We start from the raw sequence: 16,494 nt of genomic DNA on the forward strand, positions 1-16,494 counted from the left end.
GCCCGGCACCCCCTCGAAATCTCCGCTGTTTTTCGGCGGGACACAACCCGCGCGGCGGCGGGGCGCGACCGGTGTCGCGGCGGGGCGCGAGGCGTGCGACGGCGTGGCGGCGGCGGGACGCGAGGCTGCGGCGGTGCGGCGGTGCGGTTAGATCGAAGCATGGCCGCGACATACACCCACGTGCTGGTGCTCGACTTCGACGGAACGGTCTGCCTCGGCGACGGCCCGGTGTTCGCGTACGCCCGGCTGCTCGACGAGGCGGTACGCGATACGGGTGGCATCGTGCTCGCCACCGTCGAACGGTTTCTGGGCGAGACGGATGCCCGGGCATCCACGGTGCCGCCGGCTAAGACCGCCACGAACGCGACCACCGGCCATGCGCCGGGCACTACCGGCCTTACGCCAAGCTCCACCGACCACGCGCCAGGCCCCACCGACCACGCGCCCAGCTCCACCGACCATGCGCCGAGCCCCGTTAGCGGCACTCCGGGCTCCACAGACCACGCGCCCGGCCCCATCGGCCGCGCACCCGCCTCCACCGAAGCCGCAGCGAACGGCGCGCCTCGGCTGACCTCCGCCGAGGCGCTCGCCCTCGTGGCCGGCAGCGTGGACGGGTACGAAGCGGCCGAACGGCTCGGCCGCGCGCTCGGTGCGACAGACGCACAGCTCGGGGCCGCATACGCCGGCAGCCGCGAGGAGCTGGCGAGCGGCGCGATCGAGACGCACGCACCCGACGGACTCGCCGCACTACTGCTCGGCCTGCCCGGAACGACGCAGGTCGTGCTGGTCACGAACGCTCCCGAGAACGGGGTCACGCAACAGTTGGTGCAGCTGGGGCTCGCCGACTGCTTCGCCGAGCTCGTCACCTCGGCAGGAAAGCCGGCGGGCATGGCGCAGATCGTCGCCCGTCTGCTCGCCCAGAATGAGCTGAGCGAGCATCCGCAGCGCCTGCTCAGCGTCGGCGACATCTGGCGCAACGACCTCGCCCCCGCGACCGGTCTGGGCTGCGCGACGGCGCTCATCGAGCGGCACCCGGCGCCAGCGGATGCCCGGCCCACCTACCGGGCCGACGACATTCGGCGGCTCTACCCGGCTATCGCGGCCTGGGCCGCCACGGGCTGACGCGAACTTCTCGCGCGCCCCCACGCGCCGCCAGCCGCGTGCCGCTCACCATCCACCGCCCGCCGCCCGCCGACTGCCCGCGCATCGCGGGGGAGTTTCGTCGGAGATCCCGCCGCATGTCGACGTATTGCGGGCAGCGTGCCCCAGCTCCGACGAAAGCACCGTGCTTATGCCGCGCGCCCCGCCACCCACTCGGCGATCTGCGTACGCAACTCGGCCTTGCGCGCGGCGGGCGCGAACGATGCCTGCACCGAGTTCATCGCGAGCGCCGCCATCGCCTCGTCGCTGAACCCGAACGTGTCTTGCACCGCCCGATAGTTGTCGCCGATGTAGCCGCCGAAGTACGACGGATCGTCGGAGTTCACGGTGACCAGCAGGCCGGCCTCGAGCATCCGGGGCAATGGATGCTCGGCCATCGTGTCGACTCCGCGCAGCCGCACGGTCGAGAGTGGGCACACCGTGAGCGGAACCTGCTCGCGGCGCAGTCTTTCCACGAGCGCGGGGCTCTGCAGGCTGCGGATTCCGTGGTCGATGCGCTCGCACTTCAGCGCGTCGAGCGAGCCTTCGACGAACTCGGGGCCACCCTCTTCGCCGGCGTGCGCGACGCAGTGCAGGCCGAGGTCGCGGGCCCGAGCGTAGACCTGCTCGAAGAGCTCGGGCGGGTAGCCGACCTCGGTGGAGTCGAGGCCGACCCCGATGATGTCTCCGGCGAGCGCGCGGGATGCGACCGCCTCGAGCGTGGCGAAGGCGCTCTCGACGGGAAGGTCGCGCAAGAAGCACAGGATGAGGCCGCCCGTGATGCCGAATTCGGTGGCCGCATCATCCAGTGCCCGCTTGAGGCCGTCGATGACGGTGTCGATCGCGACGCCCCGGGCGGTATGCGCCTGCGGGTCGAAGAACATCTCGACGTGGCGGAGGCCCTGGCCGTGGGCTTTGGCGAGGTAGGCGGCGGCGAGGTCGTAGAAGTCTTGCTCTTCGCGCAACACCACGCTGCTGGCGAAGTACACGTCGAGAAACGACTGCAGATCGGTGAACTCGAGCCGGCTGCGCAGGTCGTCGACACTCTCGAACGGCACCTCGATGCCGTTGCGTTCGGCGAGCGCGAACACCATTTCGGGCTCGAGCGTGCCTTCGATGTGCAGGTGCAGCTCGGCCTTGGGCAGCTCATACATCGCGTGCGTCATGCTCTCCATTCTCCCCGGTTTCGCGCGTCGCTTTCGGCTGCAAAGCGGCCCTCATTGTGGCGAATATCGACGCGCGAGCAAGAAGTGGCGACGGGGCGGTGGGCGGGCGGTGGCCGGGCGGAGTGGGCGGGGCGGTGTGGATGGGGAGGCGGGGCGGGGAGGACGACGGGGCGCGGGCGCGTCAGACGAAGAGGCGCGACTCGCTAGCCGAAGAGACGGGGCGCGTCAGACGAAGAGACGCGACCCGCTAGCCGAAGAGGCCCGCGGGGCCCGAGGGAGAAGCGGCGGCGACGGAGGCGAGGTAGGCCGAGCGACGCTCGAAGAGACCCGGAACGACGGCACGGGCATCCGCGATGAGTGACGCGAGGTCGGCGGTCACCAGCTCACCGCCCTGAACGAGCACACGACCATCCACCATCGTGAGGTCGACGTCGCTGCCGCGCACCGCGTGCACGAGGTTGTGGTGGATGTTCGCGTACGGGCCCGAGGCGATGATCGGCGTCATGCGGGGCGTGTCGGTGCGCACGGCAATCAGGTCGGCCTTCTTGCCGGGCTCGAGCGACCCGATGATCGGGGAGAGGCCGAGTGCGCGAGCACCGCCCATGGTCGCCATCTGCAGCACGGGCCAGCTGTCCATCGCGGCGGCGTCCATGGTGCGCAGTTTGCCGAGCAGCGAGGCGACCTTCATCTCCTCGAACATGTCGAGGTTGTTGTTCTCTTTCTCTCCGTCGGTGCCGATTCCGACGGCCACCCCTGCGGCGAGATAGTCGGCGACCGGAGCCATGCCGCTGGCGAGCTTCATGTTGCTCACCGGGTTGTGCGAGACGCCCACGCCGCGCCGCGCAATGAGGTCGATCTCGGCCCCATCGAGCCACACAGCGTGCGCGATCATCGCCCGCGGAACATCGAAGAACCCGAGCTTCTCGAGCGCGAACATGGGCCGCGCGCCGTAGCGCGCCTCGAACTCGGCGACCTCGATCTGGCTCTCGCTGCAGTGCGTGTAGAAGCCGGTGTCGTACTTATTCGCGAGCGCGATGGCGCGCTTCTGGCCGGCCTCGTCGGCGTAGAACGGATGCTCGAGCCCCACACACGGGTAGATGCGGCCGCTGGCTCCACCGCCGAGGCCGCTGGCCGCGCCGCCGCCACCCGGTGCGCCGCCCCACTGCTCGAGCATCGTCTCGTTGTCGTCGAGGGTGTCGAAGTAGTCGTAGTCGGGGTGGGCCCCCACATAGTTGACAGTGACGAGGCGGTTGCCGAGGGCATCCGCCGCCCGGGCGCTGCCCTGCATGTAGCGCCACATGTCGACGACCGTGGTCGTGCCTGAGAGCAGGCCTTCGGCGTAGCAGAGCCATGACGCCGCTTCGGCTTCGTGCGGCCGCAGCACACGATGCATCGGGTCGATGTGCAGGCGCAGCCATTCCCACACGGGCAGGTGTTCGGCGGTTCCGCGCAGCACGCCGGAGTGGTGGTGTGCGTTGACGAGCCCGGGCATGAGCAGACGGCCGGGCAGGTCGACGACCTCGGCTTCGGGGTAGGCGACACGAAGAGCAGATGCCGCACCGACGGCCTCGATCTGAGCGCCCCGCACGAGTACAGCGCCGTCGGCGATCACGTCGAGATCCGCGTTCATCGTCACCACGAAGTCGGCGGTCAGCAGCTGATCGGCGGTCACTCGAGGCGCACCTGTCGGGCGGCGCAGGCCTGCGTCGACGAGGAGCTCACTCGGCGAGCATCCACGCGTCGTACGAGAAGCCCGGCGATACGACGCAGCTCACCAGGGTCTCGCCGTCGCCGGGCAAGGTGCGCTGCCAGACCTTCGGCGGTATGACGACCTGCGGATGCTCGTCACGAGCGATATCGCCCCCGAGCGTCATCATCCGAGCGTTCTCACCCGAGAATGCAGGCGCGTCGCCGCTGCCACCGAGCTGGAACATGACGGGGTCGGGGCCGTGCCAGAACCAGATCTCGTCGAATTCGACCCGGTGCCAGGCCGACGCCTCGCCGGACGGCAGAAAGAAGTAGATAGAGGTAGCTGCCGGGCGGGGGCCTGCCGCGGCCGCGCTGCCGTCGCTCACCGAAACGCTCGCCGGCGACGCCCAGGTGCGGCGATACCAGCCGCCTTCGGGGTGCGGCTCAAGCCCGAGGCGCGCGGCCATCGGCGGAACGTCGACCCATTCGATCAGCCGGCCGTCTGCCGTTCGGCGCGCCATGCGGCCCGGGCCGCCTGCTGCCTCAAGACCCGCCGCATCAAGATCCGCGCTCTGGCCGGTCGGCCTACCCCGCTCGTCGATCACGCTTCGCCCCCACCCCTCGCTCGTCTTGGGTCAATCTAACTCTCGCTTGCGTGACAGATGTGTGACTGGCGCCGACCTCATTACTCTGCTATGGGCCCTGCTACCGCAACCGCGGCCGGCGAGATTTTGAAGCGCGTTCCCGGGTGGTCGGCCGAGAGATGAGCACCCGGCCGGCCCAGCATCTGCTCACGCAGACTGCCGTGACCGGGTTCGGCGGGCATCCGGCCGCGTCGGTGCAGCTCGGGCACAACGAGCGTGGCGAAGTCTTCGAGATCAGACGGCGGAAAGATCGGCTCGAGCAAGAAGCCGTCGAGATCGGTGGCATCGATGAGCCGTTCGAGCTCATCGGCCACCTCGGTGGTGCTGCCGACGAGCTGCAGTCCGCGGGTGCCACGGCCGCTGAGCTGGTCGAGAATCTGACGCACGGTCGGGGCCGCGCTGCCGTCTCGGGGAACGAACCGGTCGATGTTGCTCTGCCCCATCTGCCCGATGGGGCCGCCGGCGTCGAGAATCTGAGTGAGGTCGCGGTCGGGGTCGAGCGAGAGCAGGTCGATGCCGGTATTGCCGGCATAGAGCACTGCCACCACTTCATCGGTCTGCATATCGTCGAACTCTTTGCGCAGAGCGACAGCTTCGTCGTGCGTCGGCGCGACTGTGACGGTGAGACCGACGAGAATCTTGAGGGAGTTCGGGTCACGCCCCCACTCGGCGGCCTTCTGCCGAATGTCGGCGACGTTCGCCGCCGTGGCCTCAACGGTCGTGCCCTGCACGAAGACACACTCGGCATTTCGGGCGGCATACGCCCGACCCCGGGCCGACGTTCCGGCCTGAAAGAGCACCGGCGTGCGCTGCGGCGACGGATCCACCGTGAAATACCCCGACGAGCGAAAGTGCTGCCCTGTGAATTCGTGCCGATGCAGCTTGTCGCGATGAGCGAGAATCTGGGCATCCTTATCGCCGACGAAGGCGTCGTCTTCCCACGAGCCCTCCCAGAGCGTCATGGCCAGGTCGAGGTACTCGTCGGCCTGGTCGTAGCGCGCGTCGTGAGCGTTCATGGTCTCGTGGCCGAACAGCTCGGCCACGGTGTTCTGGGAGGCGCCGGTCACGATGTTCCAGCCGATGCGGCCGCCCGTGAGGTGGTCGAGGGTGGCGAAGCGGCGAGCGGTCTGCACCGGATGATCGAGCCCCGTCGAACTCGTCACCACGAAGCCGAGGCGCTCGGTCTCGTGTGCGAGGGCGGCGATCATCAGGGCCGGATCCATCGACGGAAAGTTGATGCCGCCACGAGCCGCCATCTCGGGCAGGTCGCCGCCGATCGACGGAAAACCGAAACCGTCGGCGAAGAACAGAAAGTCGAACCCCGACCGGTCGAGCAGCTTCGCCACGCCGATCCAGTGGTCGAGTTCGTGAAAGCGCAGCGACTCGCTGCGCGGGTGCGGCCAGCTCAAGGTTCCGCCGACTTGGGGGCCGGCGACTTCGAATACTCCGAGGTGAATCTGCTTCATGGCTCCAGTGAACCAAATGGTTCATCGGATCGCCAGTCCGGAAACACAGACTTAATACGACGGTCGATTCTGTAACGCGGACGAGACATCGGCGGCGCGGTCAGACAGCGCACGGGTCGCTTCGCGGGCGGCGCGATCGATGACGGCCGGGTCGCCGCCGGTGAGCAGGGTCGCCTGAAAGCCGCGCCACAGCGCGACGACTTCGTGGGCGAAACGTGTCGCTCGGGCGGGTTCGACGCCGGAGTGCTCGAAGGCAGCTGCGACGTGCTCGATCCATTGGCTGCCGACCTCACCCAAGAAGGCGTCGAAGCGCTGCTGCTCGAACCCGGCAAGGCCGAAGATCTCGAAGAACAGTCGGTGAAACGGCAGGTTCGCCGGGTCGGAGATCGTCTGCCACGCTGCCAGGAGGCGATCATCCAGTGGGCGCGACTCGTCGTCGAGACTGGTGATCACGTGCGCCATCGACGGAAATCGTGTCTCTGCGCCGGCGAGCGCAGCGACGATCAGCTCCTCGCGGCTGCCGAAGTAATACAGCAGCATGCGGTTGTTCGAGTCGACGGTCGCGGCCAGGCTTCGCAGCGTCAGCTGCGTGACGCCGTGCTCGAGTACGTAGTCGACGATGCGCTCGAGCAGAGCCTCCTTCTGATCGGTCATGCGTCGACGCCAGTTCGCTCGGTCATGTATCGACGGTAGTTCATAGGCTTCTGCAGCGAAGGCAACACTCACGAAATGCGGCGGTAACAATCGCGGTCTAGCGTTTCACGGATAAAGCGAACGCGCCGTTACGACGGCGCGAGAAACACAGCACTTCGCTGCACCACACCCTGCGAACCCGATTTGGTTGGAGTTTTCATGAACGCATTCACCCCGCCCCCCGTGATCACCAAGCAGTTCGATCGCCGTGGTTTCTTGCGCATCGGCGGACTCAGCGCCCTGGCCGTCGGCGGCGCCGCCGTTCTGGCCGCGTGCAGCACCGGCTCCTCGACGTCGACCAGCACCTCGGCAGCCACGGGTGCCGCGACCGCAGCACCCGGCAGCCTGGGCACCATCGCCCTGCAGCTCTCATGGATCAAGAACATCGAGTTCGCCGGCGAATACTTCGCCACCGAAAAGGGTTACTACACCGACGCAGGTTTCGAAGCCGTCACCCTGCTCGCCGGTGGCGGCCAGACCGGCGCCGAAGAGGCCCTGCTCTCGGGCCAGGCACTCGTCGGCCTCTCGTCGCCGTCGATCACCGGCCCCTCGGTCGAACAGGGCGCTGCGCTGAAGATCATCGCGTCGACCTACCAGAAGAACCCGTTCTGTCTGCTGTCGCTGGCCGAGAAGACGCCGATCAAGACGGTCGCCGACCTCAAGGGCAAGAAGATCGGCGTGCAGTCCGGCGGCAACCAGACCATCTTCGAGGGCTTCCTCGCCGCGAACGGCCTGACCGACGCCGATGTCACCCTCGTGACCACGCAGTACGACATCTCGCCGCTCGAGACCGGCGCCTACGACGCCCACATGTCGTACACCACCAACGAGCCGATTCTGGCCGCGAAAGACGGCTTTACTCCCGTGGTTCTGGGCTTTGCCGACAACGGGCTTCCGTTCGTCGCCGAGACGTTCACCGTCACGCAAGACACCATCGACAACAAGCGTGACCTGCTCAAGGCGTTCTTGGTCGCCGAGATCAAGGGCTGGACCGACGCGGTGAAAGACCCCGCACAGTCCGCCACCTACGCCGTCACCAAGTACGGCGCAGACCAAGACCTCGACCAGACCGAGCAGACGTCAGAGGCGACGGCGCAGAACGCGCTCATCGTCACTGCCGACGTCAACTCGAACGGTCTGTTCACGATGTCTGACGACCTGATCGCCGAGAACATCAAGTCGCTCACCTCGATGGGCACGACCGTCACGGCCGACCAGCTCTTCGACATGAGCCTGATCAAAGAGGTCTACGCCGAGAACCCCGACCTCATCACCACCTTCACCATCCCCACCGCCTCATAAGCGCCCTTCGGCGAGCCGATGTGGGGGTGCCGCTCGCCGGCATCTCCACATCGCACGAAAAACACAAAAGTCAGGAACCATGGTCACTTCGTCTGTCAGCGCCGCGGTGTTTGCTACAAGCACCCCCGCGGAAACACCGGAACTCGCCACCGGCATCAACATTCAAGGGTTGACCAAGACCTTCTCGATGGGCCGCAAGTCTGTGCAGGCCCTGTCTTCTATCAACTTGGGTACGAAGAAAGACTCGTTCCTCTCCCTGCTCGGCCCGTCTGGCTGCGGTAAGTCGACCATCCTGCGCGTCATCGCCGGGCTTGAGAAGCCCAGTGCCGGCACCGTGATCGTGAACGGCAAGAACGCCAGCGAGATTCAGCGCGGCCATGAGACCGGCATCGCGTTTCAGGATTCGGCACTTCTGCCCTGGCGAACGGTCACCAAGAACATCCGACTGCCCCTCGAAGTGGCCGGAATCACCCCCAAACCCGGTCTTGTCGACGGCCTCATCGATCTCGTCGGCCTGAAGGGCTTCGAGAACGCCAAGCCCGCCCAGCTCTCGGGCGGTATGCGCCAGCGCGTGTCGATCGCCCGCTGCCTCGCCGTCGAACCGACCATCATGCTGCTCGACGAGCCGTTCGGCGCTCTCGACGACATGACCCGGCAGCGGATGAACGTGGAACTGTTGCGCATCTGGGGCGAGAAGCCCGCAACCACCTTGATGGTCACGCACGGAATCAGTGAAGCCGTCTTTCTCTCCGACGTCGTCGCGGTGATGAGTGCGCGGCCCGGACGCATCGCTGAGGTGGTGGAGATCAACCTGCCGAGGCCGAGGCTTCCCGAACTCACGCGCAGCCCCGAATTCCACGCCTACGTCGACCAGATCTCCGAGATTCTCTTCGGTGCGCACGGAACGGTCGAAGATGACTGATCTGCGTGAGCAAGAAACCGAATACGCCGAGAGCCTCGCACTCGGCGCCGAAGAGGCGACCGGCGCGAACCGCCGCTCGTTCTTAGGCTCGTTCAACAAGATGCCGCCCTGGATCGGCGCAGTCATCGGCATCGTCGTCATTCTGATCGTCTGGCAGATCGTAGCCGTGACCGCGTTCTCGGTCACCGGATCGGTGCCACCACCCCTCGAGGTGTTCGCCCAGCTCGTGCACGACCTCACCGACAGCATCTACTGGAACGCCATCGCGGTGACCAGCATGTCGGCGCTCTGGGGCTTCATCTGGGGCAACTTGATCGCCTTCTTCTTGGCGTTCATCGTGCTGCTGATTCCGTGGTTCGAAGGGCTGTCTACTCAGCTCGCTGTGGTGTGCTCGTGCATCCCGTTGACCGCCATCGCGCCGATCGTGACCCTGCTCTCACCGGCCGGCAGCCGCACCACGTCGATCTTCTTGGCGGCGCTCAGCGTGATCTTCACGACCGTCATCGGCACGCTGCTCGGGTTGCGGGCGGCGAGCGAGACACAACTCGACGTCGTCAAGGCGTACGGCGGGTCGAGGTTCACCCAGCTGCGCAAGGTGCGTCTGATCGCCGCTGTGCCGAGCATCCTGGCCGCCCTGAAGCTCGCCGCACCGGCGGCGTTTCTCGGCGCGGTTCTGGGTGAATACTTCTTGCTCGGGGTCGACTCGGGTATCGGCATCCAGCTGCTGGCCGCTCAGGCGACAGCAGCCTCGGTCAAACTCTGGGCGCTGGCGCTGATCTGTGGCGGCATCGCGGGCCTGGCTTACTTCGTGATCGGCCGCATCGGTCACCTCATCACGCCGTGGTCGCAGGGCGACTCGCGCGCCGGAGAGGGCTTCTGATGGCAACCGCAGCTCCCGTTCAGGCACCTATGGTGTCACGCGCGATGGTCAGCGAACAGACCGCAGGCACGATCAGGTACGTCTTTCGGCGCATCGGCACCACCGTTTTGACCATTGCCATCTCGAGCGCCATTCTGGTGATTCTGTGGAGCCTGGCGATTCAGGTTCTGCACGCCAACCCGTTCATCGCGAAGACTCCGGTCGACGTGTTCAACTACCTCTTCGTCGACGCCCCCAAGAGCAAGACCACGGCGGCCGAGAATCGCGAACTCATCTCGGGCTTGCTCTGGGTCACGCTCTTTCACGCGCTGATCGGCTTCATTTTCGGTGTCGGTTCGTCGATCGTCATCTCTGTCGCGTTCACGCTGATTCGGCCGATCGAGTTCATGTTCATGCCCATCGCGATGCTGCTGCGTGTGGTTCCGTTGCTGGCGATGGCTCCGGTGATCTTCTTGATCTTCGGTAACGGGCTCGTCACAGCAGCGTTCATCGGCGGCATCGTGGTGTTCTTCCCGCTACTGGTGAACCTCACACTCGGGTTCCGCTCGGTGAGCGCCCAGTCGGTCGACCTGGTGCGGGTCTACGGCGGAAGCCGCTGGACCATCATGCGCAAGGTCGCCATTCCGACGGCCCTGCCGTACTTCTTCGCCTCGATGCGCATCGCCGTTCCGGGTGCTATCACCGGCGCGATGCTCTACGAGTGGCTGTTCACCTACGAGGGCCTGGGCGCCGCGATCACGACGGCCAAGTCACAGTCGCTCTACAACGAGATCTGGGCCATCGTGGTGGTGATCACGGTGACGTCGATTCTGCTCTACACGATCGCGACCTTCATCGAGACGGCGGTGCTCGCCAAGTGGGGTCCGAACGCCGGCAAGTCGACCGGGCGCTGATACCTCGGGCGCTGATACCTCTCGAGCTCGCCGGCGCCGCCGGGCATCCGTCGCCACATCACGGCGCAGCCTCCACACGCACGACCAGAAAGAACCGTGATGGCACAGATCATCGATAAAGCACAGGCCGGGCAGAATGCGCGGCAGTACCACATCGGCATCGCGCCGGGCGAGGTCGGCACGGTGGCGCTGCTGCCGGGCGACCCGTTCCGAGTTCCGCTGATCGCCGAGTTTCTGACCGACGTCACGGAGGTCGCACACAACCGCGAGCACCGCACCATGACGGGGTTCTACAAGGGCAAGCTCATCACCGCGACCTCGACGGGGATGGGATGCCCGTCGACGGCGATTGCGGTCGAAGAGCTTGCCCGGGTCGGGGTGACCTCGTTCATCCGTGTGGGTTCGTCTGCGGGGCTGCAGCCCGGCGTGAACCCGGGCGACCTGCTGGTGAGCGAAGGGACTCTGCGTAACGACGGCACCACCGCCGCCTACGCCCACCCCGGTTTTCCGGCAGTGCCCGACCTCGAGCTCACGCTGGCGCTGCGTTCTGCGGCACTGGCTCTGCCCGGCGCCGGAACCGACTACGAGGTGCTCAGTGGCATCAACGCTTCGGATGATGCGTTCTACGCCGAGACGCCTGCGTGGATCGCCGAACTGAACTCGCTGGGCATCCTGAACGTCGAGATGGAGTCGTCGGCGCTCTACGTCGTGTCGAGGCTGCGCGGGCTGCGGGCCGGCATGATCTGCGCATGCTCGTCGAACCTCGTCGACGGCACGAGCCTGTACGACCACGACGCCGGGGCGCTCAAGCGCGGCTGGCAGAACAGCATCGTCGCGGCGCTCGACGCGGCCGTGGCGCTCGACCTGTGAGCGGCGAACCCACGTCTGTTGGCCGCGCGGCCTCCGTTGCTCGCGGCCACCTCACGGTCGCCGATTTTGCGCAGATGCACCTAAGACGGGCGCCTTGGGTGCTTCTGCGCAAAGCGGGCGGCGCCGGGCATCCGAAGCCCAGGGTGTCGGGCGGGGCGGGTACGGTGATCGCATGAGCGAAACGACCAGGCGCATCATCGTCGACACCGATACGGGCATCGACGACGCCTTGGCGCTGCTGTACCTGGCGGCGCAGCCCGAGGTGGAGTTCGTGGGCGTGACGGCCGTCTACGGCAACTGCATCACCGAAGACTCGCTGCGCAACATCGCCTACGTGCTGGGGCTGGCGGGGCGCACGGGCATTCCCGTGGCGCGCGGGGCCGCAGCACCGCTGAACGCCGAGCCGCACATCGCTCACTACGTGCACGGCTACGACGGGCTCGGCGACGTGCTCGCCGCCGAGGCGCGGCCGCTGCCCTCGACGCTCGTTTCGCAGAGCGCCGCCGAGTTTCTGGTCGAGCAGGCGCGGGCGCATCCCGGCGAGTTCGAGCTATTGACTCTCGGGCCGCTCACGAACATCGCGCTGGCCCTGCGGGTCGAGCCTCAGCTGCTGACGCTGTTCCGGTCGATCACCATCATGGGCGGCAGCGGGCCCTTCCCCGAACTCGGGCAGAGCGACATGTTCGACGCGAACATCCAGAACGACGCGGATGCAGCGCGGCTGGTGTTCTCGGCCCCGGCGACCCGCCGAGTGATGGTGGGCGTGAACGCCACCGCCCAGGTCGTGACCGACGAGCAAGACATGGTGGCGCTGCACCGCTCGGGAACGGCGACCGGAGTGTTCTCGGCCGACATTCTCGAGTCGTACCTCGACTTCTACCGGCTCGCCTGGGGGCGCCGGGTGAGTCCGGTGCACGATGGGCTCGCCGCCGGGCTGATGCTGCACCCCGAATGGATCGCCTCGAGCGTCACCGGCCCCGCGAACATCACCGACGACGGGTTCACCACCCGTGCCCGCATCATGCAGACGGCCGAGGGACGCACGGTGCCGTGGCCCATCGATGCGGTGCCCGACACGATCGCCGTGACATCCATCGACCCCGCTTTTCACTCCGCATTCATTCACGCACTGATAGGAACCGCACCCCGATGACCGATATCGTGACCGAAACCGAGACCTCTACCCGCGACCTGGCGCTCTTGCCCAAGGGCCATCTGCACCTGCACATGGAGGCGGCCATTCGCGCCGAAAGCCTCCAAGATATGGGCGAGGAGGCAGACATCTACATCGAGATGCCCGATCTGACGCAGACCTACAGCGACTTCACCGCGTTCAGCAACATCTACCGCAGCATGCTCGCCGTGCTCACAACGCCGGCGAACCTCTTTCGGCTCATCGACGAGGCGGTCGAAGACGCCGCGCGTGAAGGTGTCGTGTACGTCGAGTTCGGTGCCAGCCCGCACTTCTACGCCGAGACCTTCGGCTCGACGGAGGATGCCCTGCAGATCATCATCGACACGTGCGCCGCAGCGGGCGAGAAGCACGGCGTCGAGATCGGCCTGATGATCACCATCGACCGCACCAACAGCGTCGAGATCGCGAACGCCTACGCCGAGATCGCCGCCTCGTTCGCGGGTCGGGGCGTGGTGTCGTTGGGGCTCGCGAACGACGAGCGCGGGCATCCAGCAAAAGACTTCGCAGAGGCCTTCGCCATCGGCAAGGCGGCCGGCCTGCTCTCGACGCCGCACGCGGGCGAGCTCGCCGGGCCCGAGCAGGTATGGGAGGCCGTCGAAGCGCTGCACGCCGACCGCATTCTGCACGGCGTGACGAGTGCGCAAGACCCGGCGCTGATGGCGCGGTTGGCCGCCGACGGAATCTGCCTCGACGTGTGCCCCACGTCGAATCTGCTGCTCTCCGTTGTGCCCGAGATCGATGCCCACCCGCTGCGCGTTCTGCTCGAGGCGGGCGTGCGCTGCTCGATCAACGCCGACGACCCGGTGCTGTTCGGGCCGAACATCCTCTCGGAGTACGAGCTGTGCCGCAGCGTGCTCGGGCTGACGGATGCCCAGCTCGCCGCTTGCGCCTGGAGCTCCATCGAGTGCGGCGGCGCCTCGCCCGAGCTCAAGGCGCAGGCCAAGCTCGGCATCGACGCCTGGCTCGCGAGCTGAGCTCTCGAGATCGACTTTGCGAAAGGGGCCCCAAGAATCCGATCTTGGGGGCCTTTTCGCAAAGTGGATTCCGCTCGGGCGGCTCGGGCGGCGGGGGTGAAGGTGCTTTCGCGTAGGCGGGGCACGTAAAATCGGCGGGTGACGAATACCGAGCCTGCACCCTTCGGAAAGAACGACCGGGGCAGCGGAAAGCTGCGCGACTACCAGGGCAGCCTGCTGCCGAAGAACGCACGGGTGACCATTCAGTTGGCCGGGAGCGATCCGCATGCCGAGGTCATTCGCGAGGCGAAGAGCCGAGGCGCCTCGACCATCGAAGCGTTCATCGCCCCGCGCACTGTCGAAGAAGAACGCACGGATGCTCCGATGCCGGTGCGGCTGTTCATCCAGTCGCGCATGACCGACGTCGTGGGCTGGATTCCGCGAGGGCTCGAGGCGCCCGTCATCGACACCCTGAGGCGCCTCGAAGAGCCGGGACGCTCACCTCGCGTGCCCACCGCCATCGTGTCGACGCGTCACGGCCTGCGCGTGAACCTGCTCATCGGCCAAACGCGCTGATCGGCGTCGAAAGCTCCTCGTACGCAGACATTGGGCGCCCGAAAGCGGCGTGGTGCAACAAAGCGGCCAGAACGACACGAAAACACAGCCGTATTTTGCTTAGGGTCGATACACACCCACCAACACTCTCGCGCACGATCGGAGGTTCACATGCACCAGTCCACGTCTCAGCACCCGAAGCCCCAATTCACGAAAGACGCCATCACCGGCGAACCCGAGGTCGTCGAAGACGAGCGCGACGACCGCGACGCGGGCGGCGTGAGCCGGGCATCCGTCTCGCCCGCGTGGGCCACCCTCAAGCAGGCCGTCACGACGCTGCGCGGTTATCAGCGCCCCGACGGCTCCGTCGACCCGCTCGTGTCGGCGCGCAGCCGCGAGGTGCACGAACTGGTCGACACCATCGTCGACAGCCTGCGCGCACTCACCGCCGACTTCGCCCACGACGCCGACTACCTCGCCGCAGCGGTACGCGACTTCGAGCGCTGGGTGAACGACGGCTTCGGTGTTCCCGACTTCTACGATTCGCTGGTGGCCTTTCACCCCGAGGCCGGGCGAGTGGATGGTCGGCGGCACGTCGTCGTCTTTCCCATGTATACGCAGAACGGCAGCTCCGACAAGCTGTTCGAGGCCGTGGCCATGGAGGTCATCTGGCCGTCGTTCGTCGCCGAACTCGAGGCCGGCGACTACTCGAACAAGCTGTTCGTGCCGATCCGGTTTCTCGATTTCACCGACGGGTACGACACCAATTCGGCCGTGCTCTTTCCGGAGACCGTGTCGATGCGCGCCGTTCCGGCGTTCACCTGGGGCGCCATCTTCGCCGACCGCGAGGCTGCGCGTTTTCGCGTCGTGGTGCGCGAAGCCGCAGCGGTCACCCGGCTCGAGCTTCCGGTGGGCGCGCAGCAGCTGCTCGACGACCAGGCGCTGGCCGAAGAGACTTTCGTGATGTGGGATCTCATTCACGACCGCACGCACATGCGCGGCGATCTGCCGTTCGATCCGTTCATGATCAAGCAGCGCATGCCGTACTTCTTGTACACGCTCGAAGAACTGCGCTGCGACCTCACGGCGTTTCGCGAATCGGTGCGCATCGAGCGGTCTAGCGAGGGTGAGTACTCGGCGAAGGCCGTCGAGACGGCCAAGCGAGTACAGTACGCGATTCTGTTCGACCGCATCTTCCGGTTCGCCCTTTCGGGCACTCGCGTGCGCAACTACGACGGGCTCGGCGGCCAGTTGCTGTTCGCCTGGCTGCACCAGCGTCACGTTCTGCACTGGACCGACACCCGTCTCACCATCGACTGGCCCGAGATCGCAGACCAGGTCATCGCTCTCGGTGCCGCCATCGACGACCTGTACTGGCGCTCGATCGACCGGCCGAAGACGGCCCACTGGCTCGCAGCGTACGACCTGGTGTCGTCGGTTGTAACGCCGAATCCGGCCTCGGTGTGGGCGAAGGGCCCGGATGCCCTGCCCCTCGACGGGCCGCCGAAGGGCCTGACCGACGCGGTCTTGCCCGACGAGTTTCCGCTGTCGATGTTCTACGAGGCGCTCGCCAAGAAGATGGGCGACGTCGTGGAGGGTACCTCGGGCATCACTGCGGCTGGCGTCGCGCGCTAGCCGCAGCGCGGGTGCGCTGCGGCGTCAGCCCTGGATGAGCACGCTCGTGATGCGGCCTTCGGCCGTTGTGAACACGAAGCTGCCGCCGCCGTTGTAGCCTTCGCCGCTGACCTTGATCTTCACCTCGAGGCCACCACGGCCATCCGTGGCCGGGCAGGTGCCGAGCACGGCGATGCGGCTGTGCACCCCGATGTTCTCGGCCACGTTCCACTCGGCGATCTTGTCGAGCCCGCGAAACACCCGCCCCCAGTCGTTCAGCACCGCCGCCGGAGCGAAAGCCGCAAGAAAGGCCACGGTGTCTTCGCTGTTGGTTGCGTCGAAGAACGCGCGGATGGCCGGGTCGAGGCCCTGCAGCGTGTCTGTGGTTTCAGGCATGCGTCGAATCTACTGATGTGGTTGGCACGATCAAGCGGTTGACACAAGTCGGCCAGATGAACGCTGTGCGAACTTCTCATCGGCCTAAATACCGGGCGGCCCACCAGGCGCGCGCC

16 protein-coding genes are annotated in these 16,494 nt (G+C 66.6%); 10 read left to right on the plus strand and 6 right to left on the minus strand.

Annotation, left to right across the window (positions count from 1 at the left end; genetic code table 11):
• The first annotated feature begins 159 nt into the window (after positions 1–159).
• Positions 160–1,122 carry an HAD family hydrolase gene (locus LQ955_RS14425; protein WP_231025197.1) on the plus strand — a complete coding sequence of 321 codons (963 nt, stop codon included), beginning with the start codon at positions 160–162 and terminating at the stop codon, positions 1,120–1,122.
• A 167-nt stretch (positions 1,123–1,289) separates the two neighbouring features.
• Here LQ955_RS14425 and LQ955_RS14430 read toward each other — a convergent pair whose 3' ends face one another.
• The 5 genes from LQ955_RS14430 to LQ955_RS14450 all read right to left on the minus strand — a co-directional run bounded on the left by LQ955_RS14430 (position 1,290) and on the right by LQ955_RS14450 (position 6,759).
• Positions 1,290–2,306: an adenosine deaminase gene (locus tag LQ955_RS14430; RefSeq protein ID WP_231025198.1), complete on the minus strand. Its 1,017-nt coding sequence runs from the start codon at positions 2,304–2,306 to the stop codon at positions 1,290–1,292.
• A gap of 247 nt (positions 2,307–2,553) precedes the next feature.
• Positions 2,554–3,978 (minus strand): amidohydrolase family protein, encoded by a 1,425-nt coding sequence (locus LQ955_RS14435; RefSeq protein ID WP_231025199.1) that lies wholly within the window; start codon positions 3,976–3,978, stop codon positions 2,554–2,556.
• A gap of 46 nt (positions 3,979–4,024) precedes the next feature.
• A complete protein-coding gene (locus tag LQ955_RS14440) occupies positions 4,025–4,600 on the minus strand; it encodes a cupin domain-containing protein (RefSeq protein WP_231025200.1) in 576 nt (191 codons plus the stop codon).
• Between the two features lie 80 nt (positions 4,601–4,680).
• A complete protein-coding gene (locus LQ955_RS14445; protein ID WP_231025201.1) occupies positions 4,681–6,105 on the minus strand; it encodes an NtaA/DmoA family FMN-dependent monooxygenase in 1,425 nt (474 codons plus the stop codon).
• A gap of 51 nt (positions 6,106–6,156) precedes the next feature.
• A complete protein-coding gene (locus tag LQ955_RS14450; RefSeq protein WP_231025202.1) occupies positions 6,157–6,759 on the minus strand; it encodes a TetR/AcrR family transcriptional regulator in 603 nt (200 codons plus the stop codon).
• A gap of 198 nt (positions 6,760–6,957) precedes the next feature.
• Between LQ955_RS14450 and LQ955_RS14455 the strand changes: the two genes are divergently transcribed.
• The 9 genes from LQ955_RS14455 (at position 6,958) to LQ955_RS14495 (ending at position 16,003) form a co-directional block, all read left to right on the plus strand.
• Positions 6,958–8,100 carry an ABC transporter substrate-binding protein gene (locus tag LQ955_RS14455; RefSeq protein ID WP_231025203.1) on the plus strand — a complete coding sequence of 381 codons (1,143 nt, stop codon included), beginning with the start codon at positions 6,958–6,960 and terminating at the stop codon, positions 8,098–8,100.
• A 79-nt stretch (positions 8,101–8,179) separates the two neighbouring features.
• Positions 8,180–9,022, plus strand: a complete 843-nt coding sequence (locus tag LQ955_RS14460) for an ABC transporter ATP-binding protein (protein ID WP_313788355.1) — start codon at positions 8,180–8,182, stop codon at positions 9,020–9,022.
• A complete protein-coding gene (locus LQ955_RS14465; protein WP_231025204.1) occupies positions 9,015–9,902 on the plus strand; it encodes an ABC transporter permease in 888 nt (295 codons plus the stop codon). The genes LQ955_RS14460 and LQ955_RS14465 overlap by 8 nt, the downstream gene beginning before the upstream one ends.
• Positions 9,902–10,795, plus strand: coding sequence for an ABC transporter permease (locus LQ955_RS14470; RefSeq protein ID WP_231025205.1), 894 nt, complete (start codon positions 9,902–9,904; stop codon positions 10,793–10,795). Before LQ955_RS14465 ends, LQ955_RS14470 begins: the two co-directional genes overlap by 1 nt.
• Before the next feature lie 99 nt (positions 10,796–10,894).
• On the plus strand, positions 10,895–11,665 hold the full coding sequence (locus tag LQ955_RS14475; protein ID WP_231025206.1) for a nucleoside phosphorylase: 771 nt from the start codon (positions 10,895–10,897) through the stop codon (positions 11,663–11,665).
• Between the two features lie 172 nt (positions 11,666–11,837).
• Entirely contained in the window at positions 11,838–12,818 is a 981-nt protein-coding gene (locus tag LQ955_RS14480) for a nucleoside hydrolase (protein WP_231025207.1), read from the plus strand.
• Positions 12,815–13,834 (plus strand): adenosine deaminase, encoded by a 1,020-nt coding sequence (add, locus tag LQ955_RS14485; protein ID WP_231025208.1) that lies wholly within the window; start codon positions 12,815–12,817, stop codon positions 13,832–13,834. Before LQ955_RS14480 ends, add begins: the two co-directional genes overlap by 4 nt.
• Before the next feature lie 138 nt (positions 13,835–13,972).
• Positions 13,973–14,389 carry a hypothetical protein gene (locus LQ955_RS14490; protein WP_231025209.1) on the plus strand — a complete coding sequence of 139 codons (417 nt, stop codon included), beginning with the start codon at positions 13,973–13,975 and terminating at the stop codon, positions 14,387–14,389.
• Positions 14,390–14,539: 150 nt separating this feature from the next.
• Positions 14,540–16,003 carry a DUF6421 family protein gene (locus LQ955_RS14495; RefSeq protein ID WP_231025210.1) on the plus strand — a complete coding sequence of 488 codons (1,464 nt, stop codon included), beginning with the start codon at positions 14,540–14,542 and terminating at the stop codon, positions 16,001–16,003.
• Between the two features lie 24 nt (positions 16,004–16,027).
• Here the strand turns inward: LQ955_RS14495 and LQ955_RS14500 are convergent, their stop codons facing one another.
• The gene (locus tag LQ955_RS14500) at positions 16,028–16,378 is read right to left on the minus strand and encodes a nuclear transport factor 2 family protein (protein WP_231025211.1); all 351 of its coding nucleotides are present in this window, start codon (positions 16,376–16,378) and stop codon (positions 16,028–16,030) included.
• Positions 16,379–16,494: the final 116 nt, after the last annotated feature.

The organism is Subtercola endophyticus, assembly GCF_021044565.1.
Taxonomy (GTDB): Bacteria; Actinomycetota; Actinomycetes; order Actinomycetales; family Microbacteriaceae; genus Subtercola; species Subtercola endophyticus.